The organism is Streptomyces sp. NPDC052225 (assembly GCF_040679615.1).
GTDB lineage: Bacteria > Actinomycetota > Actinomycetes > Streptomycetales > Streptomycetaceae > Streptomyces.
Genome location: NZ_JBFAVD010000007.1, coordinates 53,725 through 70,259 on the forward strand (window position 1 = coordinate 53,725; position 16,535 = coordinate 70,259).

General features: G+C 72.9%; 17 protein-coding genes and 1 pseudogene. 10 read left to right on the forward strand and 8 right to left on the reverse strand.

What is annotated here, in order from left to right:
- Window positions 1-2 precede the first annotated feature (2 nt).
- Both AB0L37_RS12965 and AB0L37_RS12970 read left to right on the forward strand, forming a co-directional pair.
- Window positions 3-908: a pseudouridine-5'-phosphate glycosidase gene (locus AB0L37_RS12965; protein ID WP_365503735.1), complete on the forward strand. Its 906-nt coding sequence runs from the start codon at window positions 3-5 to the stop codon at window positions 906-908.
- A complete protein-coding gene (locus AB0L37_RS12970; protein ID WP_365503737.1) occupies window positions 905-1,834 on the forward strand; it encodes a PfkB family carbohydrate kinase in 930 nt (309 codons plus the stop codon). The genes AB0L37_RS12965 and AB0L37_RS12970 overlap by 4 nt, the downstream gene beginning before the upstream one ends.
- Before the next feature lie 192 nt (window positions 1,835-2,026).
- Here AB0L37_RS12970 and AB0L37_RS12975 read toward each other — a convergent pair whose 3' ends face one another.
- On the reverse strand, window positions 2,027-2,827 hold the full coding sequence (locus AB0L37_RS12975; protein WP_365503738.1) for a methyltransferase domain-containing protein: 801 nt from the start codon (window positions 2,825-2,827) through the stop codon (window positions 2,027-2,029).
- 377 nt (window positions 2,828-3,204) lie between these two features.
- On the opposite strand from AB0L37_RS12975, the gene AB0L37_RS12980 reads away from it, so the two are divergent.
- Window positions 3,205-4,332, forward strand: coding sequence for a magnesium and cobalt transport protein CorA (locus AB0L37_RS12980; RefSeq protein ID WP_365503740.1), 1,128 nt, complete (start codon window positions 3,205-3,207; stop codon window positions 4,330-4,332).
- A 30-nt stretch (window positions 4,333-4,362) separates the two neighbouring features.
- Here the strand turns inward: AB0L37_RS12980 and AB0L37_RS12985 are convergent, their stop codons facing one another.
- Both AB0L37_RS12985 and AB0L37_RS12990 read right to left on the reverse strand, forming a co-directional pair.
- A complete protein-coding gene (locus AB0L37_RS12985) occupies window positions 4,363-4,782 on the reverse strand; it encodes a CBS domain-containing protein (protein WP_365503742.1) in 420 nt (139 codons plus the stop codon).
- A gap of 87 nt (window positions 4,783-4,869) precedes the next feature.
- Complete coding sequence (locus AB0L37_RS12990; protein WP_365503744.1) at window positions 4,870-5,511, reverse strand: uridine kinase; 642 nt, start codon at window positions 5,509-5,511, stop codon at window positions 4,870-4,872.
- 65 nt (window positions 5,512-5,576) lie between these two features.
- Between AB0L37_RS12990 and AB0L37_RS12995 the strand changes: the two genes are divergently transcribed.
- Both AB0L37_RS12995 and AB0L37_RS13000 read left to right on the forward strand, forming a co-directional pair.
- On the forward strand, window positions 5,577-6,266 hold the full coding sequence (locus AB0L37_RS12995; RefSeq protein WP_365503746.1) for a DUF2293 domain-containing protein: 690 nt from the start codon (window positions 5,577-5,579) through the stop codon (window positions 6,264-6,266).
- A gap of 96 nt (window positions 6,267-6,362) precedes the next feature.
- Complete coding sequence (locus AB0L37_RS13000) at window positions 6,363-6,848, forward strand: anthrone oxygenase family protein (protein ID WP_365503748.1); 486 nt, start codon at window positions 6,363-6,365, stop codon at window positions 6,846-6,848.
- Between the two features lie 37 nt (window positions 6,849-6,885).
- On the opposite strand, the gene AB0L37_RS13005 is transcribed toward AB0L37_RS13000, so the two are convergent.
- Window positions 6,886-7,158: a DUF397 domain-containing protein gene (locus AB0L37_RS13005; RefSeq protein WP_365503750.1), complete on the reverse strand. Its 273-nt coding sequence runs from the start codon at window positions 7,156-7,158 to the stop codon at window positions 6,886-6,888.
- On the reverse strand, window positions 7,159-8,028 hold the full coding sequence (locus tag AB0L37_RS13010) for a helix-turn-helix transcriptional regulator (protein ID WP_365503752.1): 870 nt from the start codon (window positions 8,026-8,028) through the stop codon (window positions 7,159-7,161).
- Window positions 8,029-8,361: 333 nt separating this feature from the next.
- Here AB0L37_RS13010 and AB0L37_RS13015 point away from each other — a divergent pair, with 333 nt between their 5' ends.
- From AB0L37_RS13015 to AB0L37_RS13025, 3 genes and pseudogenes are all read left to right on the forward strand, one after another.
- On the forward strand, window positions 8,362-8,802 hold the full coding sequence (locus AB0L37_RS13015) for an ATP-binding protein (RefSeq protein ID WP_365504219.1): 441 nt from the start codon (window positions 8,362-8,364) through the stop codon (window positions 8,800-8,802).
- A 54-nt stretch (window positions 8,803-8,856) separates the two neighbouring features.
- Complete coding sequence (locus tag AB0L37_RS13020; RefSeq protein WP_365503754.1) at window positions 8,857-9,288, forward strand: hypothetical protein; 432 nt, start codon at window positions 8,857-8,859, stop codon at window positions 9,286-9,288.
- 261 nt (window positions 9,289-9,549) lie between these two features.
- Window positions 9,550-11,486, forward strand: a pseudogene (locus tag AB0L37_RS13025) (ABC transporter ATP-binding protein).
- Here the strand turns inward: AB0L37_RS13025 and AB0L37_RS13030 are convergent.
- Window positions 11,419-11,601, reverse strand: a complete 183-nt coding sequence (locus AB0L37_RS13030; RefSeq protein WP_365503756.1) for a hypothetical protein — start codon at window positions 11,599-11,601, stop codon at window positions 11,419-11,421. The pseudogene AB0L37_RS13025 and the gene AB0L37_RS13030 sit on opposite strands and share 68 nt — an antisense overlap.
- 159 nt (window positions 11,602-11,760) lie before the next feature.
- Entirely contained in the window at window positions 11,761-12,453 is a 693-nt protein-coding gene (locus AB0L37_RS13035; RefSeq protein ID WP_365503758.1) for a DUF899 domain-containing protein, read from the reverse strand.
- A gap of 313 nt (window positions 12,454-12,766) precedes the next feature.
- On the opposite strand from AB0L37_RS13035, the gene AB0L37_RS13040 reads away from it, so the two are divergent.
- Window positions 12,767-13,729 carry an endonuclease/exonuclease/phosphatase family protein gene (locus AB0L37_RS13040; protein ID WP_365503760.1) on the forward strand — a complete coding sequence of 321 codons (963 nt, stop codon included), beginning with the start codon at window positions 12,767-12,769 and terminating at the stop codon, window positions 13,727-13,729.
- Between the two features lie 123 nt (window positions 13,730-13,852).
- Complete coding sequence (locus tag AB0L37_RS13045; protein ID WP_365503762.1) at window positions 13,853-14,707, forward strand: serine protease; 855 nt, start codon at window positions 13,853-13,855, stop codon at window positions 14,705-14,707.
- A gap of 8 nt (window positions 14,708-14,715) precedes the next feature.
- Here AB0L37_RS13045 and AB0L37_RS13050 read toward each other — a convergent pair whose 3' ends face one another.
- Window positions 14,716-16,497 (reverse strand): FUSC family protein, encoded by a 1,782-nt coding sequence (locus AB0L37_RS13050; protein ID WP_365503764.1) that lies wholly within the window; start codon window positions 16,495-16,497, stop codon window positions 14,716-14,718.
- Window positions 16,498-16,535: the final 38 nt, after the last annotated feature.

The following is a 16,535-nucleotide window of genomic DNA, read 5'->3' on the forward strand; positions in this document are numbered from 1 at the left end:
GCATGGTGGTCGTGGCGGACGAGGTACGGGAAGCGCTGCGTGACGGGCGTCCGGTGGTGGCGCTGGAGTCGACGATCATCGCTCACGGGCTGCCGCGGCCCCGGAATCTGCGGGTCGCCATGGAGCTGGAGAAGCTCGTGCGCGCCGAGGACGCGGTACCGGCGACGATCGCCGTCCTGGACGGGCGGCCCCATGTCGGCCTCGACAAGCAGCAGTTGGAGCGGATCGCGACCGAGGACGGGATCCGCAAGCTGAGCCACCGCGATCTGCCGCTCGCCGCGGCGAAGGGCGCGAGCGGCGCCACGACCGTGTCGGCCACCGCGCAGCTCGCGGAGTCCGTGGGGATACGGGTGTTCGCGACCGGTGGGCTCGGCGGTGTGCATCGGGGGTGGACGCAGACGCAGGACGAGTCGGCGGATCTGGGGCTGCTCGCGCGGACCCGGATCACGGTGGTGTGCGCGGGGGTGAAGTCGATCCTGGACGTGCCGGCGACCTTGCAGCGCCTGGAGACGTTGGGGGTGGCCGTCGCGGGGTTCGGGACGGAGCGCTTCCCGGGGTTCTACCTCTCCGACTCCGGTGAGCCGGTGGACTGGACGCTGGACACGCCCGCCGAGGTGGCGGAGGTGATGCGGGCTCAGGACGAACTGGGCGGCCCGGACTCGGCGCTGATCGTCGCCAATCCCGTACCGGAGGAGGAGCAGCTCGATCCGGCGCTGCACGCGCGCGTGCTGGAGAACGGGCTGCGGGAGTGCGCGGAGCGGGGCGTCGGCGGGCAGGCCGTGACGCCGTTCCTGCTCGACTACTTGGCGCGGCACACCGAGGGCGCCTCGCTGGAGGCCAACCTGGCGGCCGTGCGCGGCAACGTGCGCCTCGCCGGGCGGATCGCGGCGGCCCTGGCCGAGGCGTGACGCGCGCGGGCGGCAGGGGGCTGCTCGTGGTCGGCGACGTCGTCACGGATGTCGTCGCGCGTCATCGCGGGCCGTTGGCGGCGGGGACCGACACGGCGGCCGCCATCCGTACGGTGCCGGGTGGGGCGGGCGCCAACGTGGCGTGCTGGGCGGCGTACGCGGGATGCCGGGACGTCGCGCTCCTGGGACGGGTGGGGGCGGAGTCCGCGCGGTGGCACGAGGACGCTCTGGTGCGGGCCGGGGTGCGGCCGCGTCTCGTCGTGGACGCGCAGGCGCCGACCGGAACGGTGATCTGCCTGGTCGACGGGGCGGCCGGGGCCGAGCGGACGTTCCTGACGGACAGCGGGGCGGCGCTGCGGATCGGGCCGGAGGACTGGTCGGCCGCGCATCTGGACGGGGTGGGGTGGCTGCACCTGTCCGGGTATCTGTTCTTCTCCGCCACAGGGCGGGAGTTGGTGTCGCAGGCGCTGCGCGACGCACGCGCGCGCGGGGTGCCGGTGAGCGTCGATCCGGCGTCGGCGGGGTTTCTGCGGGAGCTGGGAACCGAGGTGTTCCTGGCGCTCGCGGACGGGGTGACGCTGCTGGCGCCGAGCCGGGACGAGGCGGTGCTGTTGAGCGGGGCGGCGGGGGCCGAGGACGCGGGGGCGAAGTTGAGCGGCCGGTTTCCTGTGGTCGTGGTGAAGGACGGGGCGGCGGGGGCTTGTGCGGCGCGGGGTGGGGTGGTGCGGGAGCGGGTCGCCGTGCCCGGGGCCTCGGAGGTGGTGGTCCGGGACTCGACGGGGGCCGGGGACGCGTTCACCGGGGCGCTGCTCGCCGCGCGGCTGCGGGGAGCCGGGTGGCGGGAGGCCGTGGTGGAGGGGTGCCGGGCGGGGAGCAGCGCCGTGGGGGTGGTCGGGGGGCGGCCGCCGGGGCGGGGCCCATCGTGACCGCGCGAGGAGGGTGTGGAGAGGTGCCCCGGACCCGCCCCTTCCCGAAACCGGGACTGCGCCCCTGGGCCCCGAAGGTGCGGCGCGTGCGGGTGGGTGGGGGCCGGGCGCGCAGTTTCCCGCGCCTCTTGAAAGCCGCCCGCGCCCCTTACGAAAAGGCCACCCGGGCCCCCTCAAAAAGTAGGTCGCCCGTCAGGGCTTGCGGCCCCACGCCGAGATCAAGGGGGACGTCGCCAGGTCCATCGTGCCCTCGGCCACGTTCGCCAGGTGGCGGTCGATGTCCTCGTCCGTGGCCAGGCCCGCCTCCACCAGGGGCCCGCGGATCTGCTCGACGGTCGCCGTCTCCAGGGCCGTGCAGGCCGGGGACGTCAGGGGGAAGTACGCGTCCGCCTCCACGCGTTGCAGGCCCGCCTCGCGCAGCAGCCGCGGGAGTTTGCGGCCGTACGAGAGGTCGGCGCCGCGGTCGGCGAGCAGGGAGCGGAAGCCGTGGCGCAGCCGGTTGGCCAACTGCTGCGCGGGGCCGGACTCGTCGGGGCAGAGCAGCGGCTGGAGGGCGGGGTCGGCGTCCTCGATCAGCAGTCGGCCGCCGGGGCGCAGGGCACGGATCATCGACGCCAACGCCCGCTCCCTGTCCGGGACATGGACCAGGACGAGCCGGGCGTGGACCAGGTCGAAGCCCTCGACCGGCGGATCGTCGACGCCCACGTCGTGCCGGCGCACTTCCACGGGGGTGCGCGGCGCGCTGGTCTGCCAGGACGTGTCGATGTCGGTTGCCAGGACCCGGCCGGTCGGGCCGACCTTGCGCGCCAGCCAGTCCACCACCGAGTTCCCGCCGGCGCCGACCTCCCAGCAGCGCCACCCGGAACCGATGCCGAGCTGCTCGATGTGCCGGAACGTCGTGGGGTCGAAGAGGGTCGAGAGGGCGTTGAAGCGCCGCCCCGCCTCGGCCTGACGGTTGTCGAGGAGATAGGCGTGGCCGCCGGATTGCGTCATGGCCCGATCATCCCAGCCCACCCCTCCGATACCGGGCATTTGCGCAGCTCGGGCCGCTCTCGACGGAAAGCGGAAGGGACACGGACACCCGCACGCAGACCAGCACGGACACCCGCACGCAGACCAGCACGGACACCCGCACGCAGACCAGCACGGACACCCGCACGCACACCAGCACGGACACCCGCACGCACACCGGCACGGATACCCGCACAGATACCCGCACGGACATCGGCACCACCGGAGCGGAATGCTCCGTTCCCACAGGGCTCGACACGATGTCAGGGTTCGCTGGCAGACTGGCTCGCCAGGTCGCCCGCACGAACCGGGTGACCGTCGGGCACGACTGTGTACGGACACGGCGCGAGGAGCCGAGCATGTCGATGGCGGGCAACCTGCGGAAGGTCGGCAGCCTGCGCAAGGTGGGCGGGCTGCGGAAGGTGGCGCGGCTGGCGCGGCGGCGGCCCAAGGTCGATCTGAGTCACCCGGCGCGCTCCCCGCTCGGGTCGGCGGTGGTGAACTGTGTGACGTATCGCGAGGGCGTGCGCGAGTCGGGCGGACGCGATCTCGTCGAGGCGGTGCGCCGGGTGCGCAAGACCGAGGACGGTTTCGTCTGGCTCGGCCTGCACGAGCCGTCGGAGTTGGAGTTCGCGGACATCGCCGAGCTGTTCGACCTGCATCCGCTCGCGGTGGAGGACGCGATCCACGCCCATCAGCGGCCGAAGGTCGAACGGTACGGGCAGACGCTGTTCGCGGTCCTGAAGACGGTCTGCTACGTCGAGCACGCCGAACTCACCGCGACCAGCGAGGTGGTGGAGACCGGCGAGATCATGGTGTTCGTCGGGCACGACTTCGTGATCACGGTGCGGCACGGGCTGCACGGCTCGCTCGGGCCGGTGCGCGAGCAACTGGAGGCGGAGCCGGAGCAGCTAGCCCAGGGCCCCGCGGCGGTGCTGCACGCGATCGCGGACAACGTGGTGGACGACTACCTGACGGTGATCGACGAGGTCCAGTCGGACATCGACGAGGTCGAGGCGGACGTGTTCGCGCAGAACGGGGCGCGCGCCGACCCCGGCCGCATCTACCAGCTCAAGCGTGAACTCCTGGAGCTGAAGCGGGCGGTGGTGCCGCTGGCCCGGCCGATACAGGAGCTGTCCGGCCGGCCGCTGCCCGCCGTACCGCCCCAGATACAGGCGTACTTCCGTGACGTCTCGGACCACCTGCTGCGCGCGGCCGAGCAGATAGCGGCCTTCGACGAACTGCTGAACTCGATCCTGCAAGCGCATCTCGCGCAGGTGACGGTCGCGCAGAACGAGGACATGCGCAAGATCACGGCATGGGCCGCGATCGTCGCGGTGCCCACGATGGGCTGCGGTGTCTACGGCATGAACTTCGACAACATGCCGGAGTTGCACTGGCGGTTCGGTTATCCGCTCGTGCTGTCCGGCATGGCTGTCATCTGTTTCATGGTCTACCGCGGCTTCAAGCGCAACGGCTGGCTGTGAGAGCGGGCCACAGGCCGTGAAAGGTCCGGGTCAGCCCTTGGCGTAGACGCTCTCCACCCAGGACGCGATCTGGTCCTCGGACAGATGAGTGGCCAGGTCGGCCTCGCTGATCATGCCGACGAGCCGCTTGTTCTCGATGACCGGCAGACGGCGGATCTGGTGGTCCTGCATCTCGTGCAGGACGGCGTCGACGTCGGCGCCCGCGTCGATCCAGCGGGGTGTGCCCTTGGCCATCTCGCCGGCGGTGACCTTGGCCGGGTCGTGGCCCATGGCCACGCATCCGACGACGATGTCGCGGTCGGTGAGGATGCCGCAGAGGCGCTCGTTCTCGTCGCTGATGGGCAGCGCGCCGACGTTCAGTTCGCGCATCAGCTGGGCGGCGCGGTCCAGGGTCTCGTGGGCGGGGATCCAGCGTGCACCGGGGTGCATGATGTCCGCGGCGGTGGTCATGGGTACCTCCCGTTGCCGGGATGGGTGGGGGGTGGGGTGTTCCCGGCGCCGTTCCTCATTCTCACCGCGGTGCCCACAGGGCGCATGTCAGCCGCTCCAGGCCGGGTGGCGCGGGTCGTCGGCGCGGACGACGACGTCGGCGGCAGCGGCGGGACCGGTCTCGGTGTCGTAGCGGGCGAAGGCCGGCAGCGTCCACTGCTCGTCCTCGGGGGTACGGCGTCGCAGGGCGCCCGGGGAGAGCTGGACGTGGACGGTCAGATCGAAGGGGAACCAGTGATTGAGGAGCAGCGGGCCGTGCAGCAACAGCGCTCCCCCGGGCGGGAGTTGGGCATACGGGCTGCGGGTGGCGCGGTCGGTGACCGGGTCCCACAGGTCGGGCAGGACCCGCCCCGTGCCGTCCGGTTCGAGGGGGCCGAACACCTCGCGCCACAGGGCGCCGGTGTCGAACCAGCCGCCGTAATACGCCTCGACGTCCTGACGCCCGTACTCGAACCGGAGCGAGGCGGGACGCAGGAAGCCCTCCGTGCCGACGACCAGAGACGTGCGGCCGCGCAGGCGCAGGGCGTCGGCGACACGGGCGGCGAGGTCGCCGGGACGGGCGGCCGGGGCGCCGTCGAAGGCGACCTTGGGCCAGGGGCCGCCGTCGGCCGGCTTCAGATCGAGCAGGCGCTCAGCGAGGGCGTCGCCGAGCCGTTCCCAGGTGATCGCTTCGAGTCGCACACGGTCCATGATGCCGGGGCGCGGGACGGGGCCGGAGGGGGTCGTCGGCCGGGCCGGGCGGGCATGACGTCCGTATGAGCAGCGTCGTCGCCTCGTCCCGCACCGCCCGCGGTCCGCTCGTCTTCCAGCCGGTCAGGCGCAGACGGTGTGCCGCGTGCCGGGTCGGGCCGCTGTCGCTGGTGGTGATCGAGGACGGGCAGCCGCGCTGTCTGGACTGTGCGGACCTGGGGCACCTGGTGTATCTGCCGCGCGGCGACACGGCGTTGACCCGGCGGGCCCGTGAGGAGAGCGCGCTGTCGGCGGTCGTGGTGCGGTTCCATCGGCGGCGCGGGCGGTACGAGCGGCAGGGGGTGCTCGTCGAGGAGGCGGCGCTGGCCAGGGCCGAGGTGCGGTGTCTGGCGGACGCGGAGGCGCGGGCCCGGCGGCGGGCCAGGGACGCGGCGCGGCGGGCGGTGCAGGACGAGCGGTTCGTGGCGGCGTTCGCCGCGGAGATACGGCGGCTGTTCCCCGGCTGCCCGGCGCAGCGGGCCGTCGCGATCGCCGGGCACGCGGGGCTGCGCGGGAGCGGGCGGGTGGGGCGGAGCGCGGCGGGGCGGGCGCTGACGGAAGGAGCGGTGACCGCGGCGGTACGGGCGGCGGTGCGGCATGTGGACACGCCGTACGACCGGTTGCTGATGGAGGGGGTGCCGAGAGGGGAGGCGCGGTCGCGGGTGGCGGCAGGGGTGGCGACCGTGCTGGACACGTGGCGGACGGCCGTCGCGTGAGGGCGGAGCGTTCGTCTGATGCGAACTGCTGCCCGGGATCAGCCCGTTGAGGCATGATCCCTTGCAGACCTAGGGGGTCGGGATGAGGGGGCTGGGATGATCGAGGGACCGTATTTCGTGCTCGTCGCGCTCGGGGCGCTGTGGTGCGGTGTCGCGGCGGGGGTGTTCGTCGCGTTCTCCACGTTCGTGATGCGCGGGCTCGGGGCGCTGCCCGCCGCGCGCGGGATCGCCGCGATGAACTCCATCAACGTGGCGGCGGTGAACCCCGCGTTCATGATCGTCTTCCTGGGCGCGGCCGTGCTGTGCGCGGTGATCGCCGTGGTGACGTTCGTGCTCTGGCCCGAACAGGGCACCGTGGAGCTGCTGTTGGGATGTGTGCTGTATCTGGTGGGGTCGTTCGGGGTGACGGTCGTGGCGAACATCCCGCGCAACGAGGCGCTCGCCAGGCTCGCCGGTGACGAGGAGTCCGAGCGCGGCGCGGCGCAGTGGCGTACGTATCTGAGCGAGTGGGTGCTGTGGAACCACATACGGGGCGGCGCCGCGATCGCCGCCGCGGCGTCGTTCGTCCTCGCCCTGACCTGACCTGCCCCGGGCCCGTGCGCCCACGACCGTCACCGGGTCACGACAGCAGGAAGTCCGCCGCTCCGGACTTGGCCCCCTCGATGAACGCGGTGATCTCCCCCGGGGTGTAGATGAGGGCCGGGCCGTCGGGGTCCGAGGACTGCCGGACGGCCACGCGGCCGTCGGCGAGCTTCATGGCTTCGAGGCAGTTGCCTCCGTTGCCGCCGCTCCACGGCTTGTGCCAGCCGTCCGTGCCGAGTTCGCGCGCCGGCATGCCGTTGTAGATCGGCTCGCCGTCGACGCCTCGTATTCGGTCCTTGATCGAGTCCATTCACAGCTCCTTGCGAAGATCGCGGAGGATCTCCTTTGTGCGTTGCGCCGTCGCGGCATGCGCCGCCATGCGGTCCATGACTTCCAGGTGGGTGGCCACCTCGGGGCGCGCGTCGAGATAGACGGCGCCGGTCAGGTACTCGCTGTAGACCATGTCCGGCAGTTCTGACATGGCAAATCGGAACAGGACGAAGGGGCCGTACGTGCCGGGGTGCGGCCCGGACGCGAACTCCGCGACCTGAAGCGTGACGTTCGGCAGCTCCATCGCCTCGAGCAGCCGGTCGATCTGCGCGCGCATCACCTCCGCGTCGCCGACGGGGCGGCGCAGCGCGGTCTCGTCCATGACGACCCAGATGCGGGGCGCGTCCTTACGGGTGAGCAGGGCCTGGCGCCGCATGCGCAGGGCGACGTGCCGGTCGACGACGTCCGGGTCGTCGGCGAGCGCGCGGCCGATCGCGCCGGAGGCGAGCACGCCGCGCGCGTACTCCTCGGTCTGGAGCAGGCCGGGGACGAAGTGCGGCTCGTACGTCCTGATGAGCGACGCGGCGCCCTCCAGGCTCACGTACATCGAGAACCAGCCGGGGAGGATGTCGTGGAACCGCTGCCACCACCCCGGCTTGTTCGCCTCCTCCGCGAGCTGCACGAAGGCGTCGGCCTCGTCGTCGGCGACACCGTAGGACTTCAGGAGCAGCTGGAGGTACGGGATCTTGAGCGCGACCTCGGCGGTCTCCATGCGGCGGACCGTCGCGGCGGTAACACGGAGTACTTTCGCCGCGTCCTCGCGCTTGAGTCCTGCGCCCTCGCGCAGGTCCTGGAGGCGCCGACCCAGTACGACCTGGCCGACCGTCGGCGCGGACCGCGGTTCGCTCACGCCCCCTACCTCCCACTAGTCGGACCGAGGTCCGAGTGTCCGAATCCAGCCGCGGGAGAAGATCCGGAGAGGGTCGTCCACCGGCCTGTTCCCCGCGGTCCACCCCCAATGGGCGCCGCGCGACGAGCTGTTGCGAGCAGTGTGCCATGCCCGCTCCGAGAGGCACACTGCACTCTGCACTTTTCAGAGTGGCTCTTGCCAAGTGTTCACGACGGGGCGATAGTGGCAAGCGTGACTCCGTCCGCGCCCTTAGGAACAGAAGCCGGCGAGGCTACGCTCGGTGACCGTTCGGGTACCCCGCCCGAAGCTCCGGTCCGCCGCAGCAGCTTCGAACTGGCTCCCCACCCGGGATCCGCCGCACAGGCCCGGCGTATGACGCGTGCCCACCTCAGCGGCTGGGGCGCGTGCGAGGACACCTGTGACGCGGCGGCCCTCGTCGTGTCCGAGCTGGTCACGAACGCGATCGTGCACACCGCCAGCAGACGTATCCACTGCGAGCTGCACGATCTGCGCGACGCCGCGGGTGAACGCGTGCGGATAGCGGTCCGCGACGAGGGCTGCATCCCCGGTGACACCCGGACCGCGGGCCGGATCGCGCCCGAGGAGGAGCACGGCAGGGGGCTCCTTCTCGTGGCGGCCATGTCGTCGGCATGGGGAGCGCAGGAGACCGGTCCCGGCCTGGTGGTCTGGGCCGAGCTGCCGCGCGACGCGCAGGCGGCACCGGGCCCCGGGCCCGTGCCCGAGGCGTCCGACGGAGCGGGATGGGCCTGGTGAAGGGCCGCCCCGGCCGGGCGGACGGAGAACGACTAGCGTGCTGAGCGGGAACGGATGGGCGTGGTGACGACGCGGACGATGCACCTGGACTCGCTGGTCGGGCTGGCCCGGCGGCGCGCCCCACGCCCGCACTCCCCCGTGCGCCTGGATGTGCCCGCCGGAATGACGGCCCCGCTGGGCTGTGACGCCGTGGCCGTGCCCGAGGCGTTCGCCCGCGCCATGACCGCCCGGCTGCCGCGCATGGGGTGCGTGTACGCGGACGGCGCGCACTGGTGGTGGCTGGTCCCCTCGGAATCGGACGTCTCCCTGGAGTGGCCCGCGCCCGCGCGCTACACGGCGGGCGCCGTGGTGCCCGACGCGCACCGCGCCCCCGACCTCATCCACTGCCCCGAGGGATCGGTCCCCTACACCCCGCCCATCCCCCTCTATCTGGCGCTGTGCCGGGTGACGGGGACGACGCCGGCCTGGTCGGCGTCCCGCGCCTGACCCGCGTCACCGCCAAGGTTGTCCGGAGCCTGTCGGTCCCGGCCCGGCCCCCTTGCCAGGACGCGCGCTTCAGGTCTCTCTGAAGAGTGCGTACTCGGGCGGGCGCCCGTGGTGGTGACGCACGGGGGAGGTCGTCCGATGGGACGGATCAGGCGGGAGAAGGACGCGGAACCGAACCAGCCGCAGGAAGCGACGGCACCGGGCGGGCCGGTGACCTCGGAGTCCGAGGAGCTGCTGTTCGGCGGGCCGCTGCGTTACGACATGGGCTGGTCGCAGCACGAGGACGCGTTCCTCCAGCTCGACTTCCGGGCGATGGTGCGGCGGCTGCCCGCACTCCTCGCGTCGAGCTTCCGGCTGGCGCGGGACGCGGACCGGCGGGCGGCGGGCATCGTCCTGGCCGCCGAGACGGGGCGCGGCCTCGCCCAGGCGGTGGGCCTGCTCGCAGTGAACAGCGTGCTGGCCCGGCTCGTCTCGGGCGGCACGATGGCGGACCGGCTGCACGGCGCGGCGCCCGCGCTGATCGCGATGTCGGCGGTCCTGCTGGTGGGAGCGCTGCTGCGCGCGGCGTCGACGTACGCGACGGGCAGGCTCGAACCGAAGGTCGAACGCCTCGCCACGGAACGGTACTTGGAGCGTGCGGCGGCCGTGGAACTGGCGGCGATCGAGGACGACGCGTTCCACAAGCTGCTCGACACCGCGCAGTACGGGGCGTCGTCGGCGCGCCGCATGATCGCCATCGCCACCCGGGTCGTGAACGCGATGATCTCGCTGGTCGCGGCGGCGAGCGTGCTGACGGTGCTGCATCCGGCGCTGCTCCCCCTCCTCGTCACGATGACGCTGCCGAGCGCGTGGAGCGCGCTGACGATGGCGCGGCACCGCTACCGCTCGTTCCACGTGTGGGTGCAGCACGCGCGGGCGGGACGGCTGATCAGCGGCCTGCTCATCGACACGGACGCGGCGCCGGAGATCCGTGTGCACGGCGTGGGGCCGTTCCTGCTGCGCCACTTCCGGTCGATGTCGGAGACCCAGGAGGCCGAGCAGGCCCGGCTCGCCCGGCTCGCGGCGCGTACGGGTCTGGTCGCGGCGGCCTGGACGGGGCTCGCGACGGCGGCGACGTACGCGACGCTCGGTCTGCTCCTGCTGACCGGCGCGATGGCCCTGTCGGTCGCCGGTACGGCGGTGATCGCGATCCGCACCGGGTCGCAGAGTCTGGACACGCTGGTCCTGGAGGTCAACGCGCTGCACGAGGACGCCCTGTTCGTCGGCGACCTGGAGCGGCTCCACGCGGAGGCGGCGCGGCGCGAGATACCGCGGGGCGGCGACCAACTCCCCGCCGAACCGCGGGAGATCAGGTTCGAGCACGTCACCTTCACCTACCCGGGCAGCACGGCCGCCGGCGGCGCGGCCCGGCCGGCGCTCGACGACGTGACGCTCTCCGTGCCGACCGGCCGCATCGTCGCCCTCGTCGGCGAGAACGGCTCCGGCGAGACGACCCTGGTGAAGCTGCTCGCCGGTCTGTACGCGCCGCAGAGCGGCCGGATCCTGTGGGACGGTGTCGACGCGGCGAGCGCCGACCGGGTCGAACTCGCCGAGCGGGTCGCGATGGTGGCGCAGGACTTCAAGCGGTGGCCGTTCACGGCGCGCGTGAACGTCGGCATCGGCCGCGCCGCGTTCGAGCCGACCGACGCGCGGATCACGGACGCCGTGACGCAGGCGGGCGCGGGCGATGTCGTACGGGACCTGCCGCGCGGCCTCGACACGCTGCTCGCCCGCGCGTTCAGCGCGGCCACGAGCTGTCCGGCGGGCAGTGGCAGCGGCTCGGCATCGCGCGGGCCGCGTACCGCAAGGGCCGCATCCTCATCGTGGACGAGCCGACGGCGGCGCTCGACGCGCGGGCCGAGCTCGAAGTCTTCGAGAAGATAAGGGCGTTGGCGGGCACCGGCCAGACGGTCATCCTGATCACGCACCGGCTCGCGTCCGTGCGGCACGCGGATCTCGTGCACGTCCTGGAGAAGGGCCGCCTGGTGGAGTCGGGGTCGCCGGAGGAACTGCTCGCCTCCGGCGGGCTCTACGCGGAGCTGTACGCGCTCCAGGCCGACCAGTTCACCCGGCGGTTGCCCGGCAGCGGCCTCACGCCACCGGATCCGGCGCGGCCTCCCGCACGATCACCAGGAACGCGTCCGTCGCCAAGTCCATGACGACCTCGGCCAGCTGGCCCTGTGTGCGCAGCCGGTCGGCGAACTCCTCCGCGGGCCAGGAGCCGCGAGGGCCTCCGGCCGGGAAGCGTTGCAGTACCACTCGTCCGTTGATCATTGTCCGTCCCTGCCCCCGTGATCGTGCTGTTGTTCCACCCCGCCGGCCGGTGCCGGTCCGGAGCTATATGAGGGAGAACGCTGACAGGGCGGGTTCGGACTCGCAACGTGACGAGAATGACACCGACTTGATACGAGGTCAGAGCGTCGGGTGCGGACGTCAGTCGACGTATTCGTCGTGATACCGCACCCGCGCGCTGCCCGCAGGGGCCCCGAGAGACGACGCGCGTCCCTCTGGTTTCTCCCATTCCTCCTGCCGGCCGAGTGCGGTGAGGTCGAGGAGGTTGGAGGTGAAGCCGAGGTTGTCGAGGCCGCGGTCGAACGTCGAGTACGTGTGGAAGACCCGCTCGCCCTCGCGCAGGAAGCAGCTGATCGCGGGCCGCTCCTGGAGCGTGCCGTCGTCGGCGCGGACGGTCGCCCCGAAGTCCTGGTTGAAATCGCTCAGGTGCGAGGAGTACCAGGGCACGGTCCAGCCCATGCGGGCCTTGAACGGCAGGATCCTGGTGAACGGCGCGCGCGAGACGGCGGCGAACGCCGTGCCTCGGGCCCGCAGATGGGCCAGGTGCCCGATCTGGTCGAGGAAGCCGGAGCAGCTGGTGCAGCCCGCGTCCCACTCGGGGTCGAACATGAAGTGGTAGACGACGAGTTGGGCGCGTCCTTCGAAGAGGTCAGCCAACTCGCTCTTGCCGTCGGGCCCTTCGAAGACGTACAGCTTGTCGACCTCCACCATGGGCAGCTCGCGCCGCCGGGTGTTCAGGGCGTCGCGCGCACGGGTCGCCGCCTTCTCCAGGGCGAGCAGCTCCTCGCGGGCGGCGCGCCACTCCTCGCGCGTGACCACCTTCGGCAGCCCCATGGTTCCTCCTCGGATCGGGTCTCTGGAGGGGTGACCGGGGGCGGCAGCGGAACTCATCGCTACGGCCGAAGATTCTTCGCGGCCGTCTCCCGGGGCCGCCTCTCGGAGTCGTCTTTCGGAGTCGTCTTTCGGGGCCGTCTTTCGGAGTCGGGCCCGGCCCGGGCGACGCCGCGTACGCCCCTCGGCGGATCCGCGCGTCCGCCGGCACGGGGACCCGCACCGTGCATCCACCCCGTCCCCTGTCCCCCGGGCGAAGCCACTGGCACTCTGGCGCCCCCGGCCCGCCCGGGCCGGCCCGAGGACGGAGCGCACCATGCTCGTCGGCACCTGGAACCTGGAGAACCTCTACCGCCCCGGCAGTCCCTACGGCCCCCGCGACAAGGCCACGTACGAGGCGAAGCTCGCCGCTCTGGCCGCCACCATCGACCGGTTGCACCCCACGCTGCTCGGCCTCCAGGAGGTCGGCGACCCGGCGGCGCTCGAGGACCTGGTGGGGATGCTGGACGGGCGGTACCACGTGCGGCTCTCGGAGTTCCCCGACGAGCGGGGCATCCGGGTGGGCTTCCTCAGCGACATCGTCGTACGCGTCGTCGAGGACACGCCCGCGTTCCCGGACGCCGTGCGCCCGGCGCAGGTCGACGACAGTGGCCGTACGACGGAACGGGCCGGCCGGGGCGTGCTCGCGGTGAACTTCGCGACCCGGGTGACCTGGCTGACCGCCGCCGTCTGCCATCTCAAGTCGAAGCTGCTCAGCTACCCGGGCGGCCGGTTCGTCCCGCGCGACGAGGGCGAGCGGGCCCGGTACGCGGCCTACGCACTCCAGCGCCGCGCGGCGGAGGCGGCGGGGGTGCGGGCCGTCGCCGACACCCTCATCGGCGAGGACGGCCGGCGCGAACGGGTCGTCGTCCTCGGCGACTTCAACGACGAGCCGCACGCCGCGACCACCCAGATGGTGCAGGGCCCGCCCGGTTCGGAGATCGGCACGCCGGGCTTCGACCGCCCGGACAAGGGGGACGCGAAGCGGCTGTGGAACGTGGCCCCGCTCATCCCGGAGGACCAGCGCTACTCGCGCGTGTACGCGGGCCGCCGCGAGCTGATCGACCACGTCTTCGTCACGCACGAGCTGGTCGGCCGCGTCCGGCGGGCCGGGACCGGTATCCCGCACGAGGCGACGGCACAGCTGCGTCCGGTCCCGTCGATCGGCGACGACCCGGCCGAGCGGCGGGACGCAGCGGGCTCGGACCACGCGCCGGTGTGGATCGAACTGGGGCCCTGATTCAGCCACTTCCCCGGAACCTCTCTCCGTTCGCTCAGTGCGCCCTGTTGTCCGCTGAGCCGTACAGCATCACAATGCTCATGCCAAACAGGCAGCATGAGAAACGTGAGAGAGGCCCCCCACATGAAGAAGTCTCTCGTCGGCGCGCTCCTCGGCGTCGTCCTCATAGGAGCAACGGCCGCACCGGCCACCGCTCTTGACGCACCATCAGCAACTGTCAAAGCCACTGCCGGCACCAAGGTCAAGGCGGTGAACTTCGCCGGAACGGTCGCGCTCAGCAACTGCTCGGGATCGGTCGTCCGCGTCCCCAACTCGCAGTCCACCGACCCGGCCCTGGTCATGTCCAACGGCCACTGCCTGGAGTCCGGCTTCCCGGGCCCCGGCGAGGTCGTGGTCGACCAGCCGTCGACGCGTACGTTCAGCCTGCTCAACTCGGCGGGCAGCAAGGTCGCGACGCTGCGGGCGAGCAAGGTGGCGTACGGCACGATGACCGACACGGACGTCTCGCTGTACGAACTGACCAGCACGTACGCGCAGATCGAGAGCGCGTACGGCATCAAGGCCCTGGAGCTCTCGGCCGCCCACCCGGTCCAGGGCACCGCGATCAGCGTGGTCTCCGGCTACTGGAAGCGGATCTACACCTGCTCGATCGACGGTTTCGCGTACCGCCTCAAGGAGGGCGACTGGACCTGGAAGGACTCGGTCCGCTACACCTCGGCCTGCGACACGATCGGCGGCACCTCCGGCTCCCCGGTCGTCGACCGGACGACCGGCAAGGTCGTCGCGGTCAACAACACCGGGAACGAGAGCGGCGAGCGGTGCACGGACAACAACCCGTGCGAGGTCGACGAGAACGGCACGGTCACCGTCCGCGAGGGCATCAACTACGCGCAGCAGACGTACGGGATCGTGCCGTGCGTCGGGATCGGCAACAAGATCGACCTGTCGGCGCCGGGGTGTGAACTGCCCCGGCCGTAACGGCTGTTCTAAGCGGCGAGTTCCGCGAGCAGCACGCCGATCCGCTCGGCGTGCTGCTCCGGTACCCGCCCGGTGTCGTCGACCTGGACGGCGCACGCGGTGGTCGTGTCCACGAGCCGTTCCAGGACGACGGTGACATGCCGCGCGCCGACCGAGTGCCGGGCGACGACGGGGAGTTCGGCGGCGGCGAGGTCCACGGCGGCCCGCGCCTGGGCCAGCGTCCGGTACGCCTCGCGCCGCAGCGCCCACCGCCGGGCCCGGGCGTCGCTCCCGGTGTCCTCGCTCAGCACATGCCGTACGTAGGCGTGGGCGGCCTCGCGTGCGACGGCGAGCCGTACCCGTACGCCGCCTCCGCCGTGCGCGCCCGGCCAGGGCAGATGCCCGGCGACCAGCACGATGGCGCAGGCGAGCAGCGTCTCCGTGATCCGGCTGACGGACGCCTGCGGCTCCCCGCCGACCATGACGAGGGACAGCACGAGCACGGTGATCACGGCGGTCTGCGCGGCGAAGTGCCGGGTGGACACGGGGATCAGGGCGCCGCACAGGGCGACCAGCACGATCAGCCCGTCGGGTGCGAGCAGGCAGGACAGCGCCGCGAAGGCGGCGGCGCCCGCGACGGTCCCCGCCGCCCGGCACAGGACGCGCGAGGCGAGCGGCCCGAGATCGGGCTTGACCAGGAAGACGGCGGTGGCGGGCAGCCAGTACCAGTGCACGGGGTGCAGGGCCTGGGCCACGGCGGCGCTGGCGCCGAAGGAGAGTCCGACGCGGGCCCCGTACTCACGCCCGGCGGGCCCGACTGCCTTGCGCAGCGCGCTCTTCGCGGAGCTCCCCGACCGCGGCGGGGCGGGCGCGCAGCCCCCGTCGAAGACCTCGGCGGCGCGCAGCAGGGCCTCGTCGAGCGCGCGCAGCCCCGCGTCGCACCGGGCGGGCGCGGGCAGCGACCCCACCGGCGCTCCGGTCCGCACGGCGGCGGCGAGCAGCCGCGGCCCCTCGGCGGCCCGCGCGGGGACGGGCTTTCCGGCCCAGGCCAGCGCGGTGGCGGCCTCGGCGAGGGGCAGCGCGGCGGCGTACAGGGCTTGCAGCCTGCGGGCCGCGGCACCGTCCCCGCGCAGGGGGCCTCGCAGGGCGTCCTGGGCCTGGTCGAGGGCGGCGGTCAGAGCGGCGCGGCGGGGGCGGGCGTCGGTGCGGCCCGCGGCGTCGATGAGCCGGGCCACGGCGTCGTACACGGCGGCGACGGCGACGCGTTCACCGTCGTACAGGTAACCGAGCCCACGCGTACGCCGGGCCGGCGAGGGCAGCGCGACCCGCAGCACGATGAGCCACGCGGCACCGCCCACGAAGAGGACGCCCCGCTGCCATCCGGCCTCCGGCAGCGGCATCCCGGCGCCGATGGCGACGGTCACCAGAAGCTGCGTACCGCAGGCGGACGCGACGGGCCCGACCGCGCTGAACGCCCCGCCCACGAGCCCGAGCCCGGCGAACACGGCGACGACGAGCACGGCCCCGCCGTGCAGCGCGCTTCCCGCCGCCATCCCCACGCCGCCGGCGAGAGCGGGCGCGCCGAGGCGGGTCAGGGCGGCGAGCCGGGTCCCCGGCCGGTCGTTGACCCCGGCGAGCATGGCGCCGAGGGCGAGCAGCACCCCGCTGGAGGGCCGCCCGGCGAGCACGGCGACAAGCAGCAGGGGCCCTGCGGCGAGCGCGCCCCGCACGACGGCGGGCCAGGGGACGGGGGCGCGCTGGGCGCGCAGCGCGTGTCCGAGCCAGGGCGGGAGGGAACGGGGACGGGGCACGAGCGAGCTCCTGTCGTACGCGATGGTGCCGGACGACA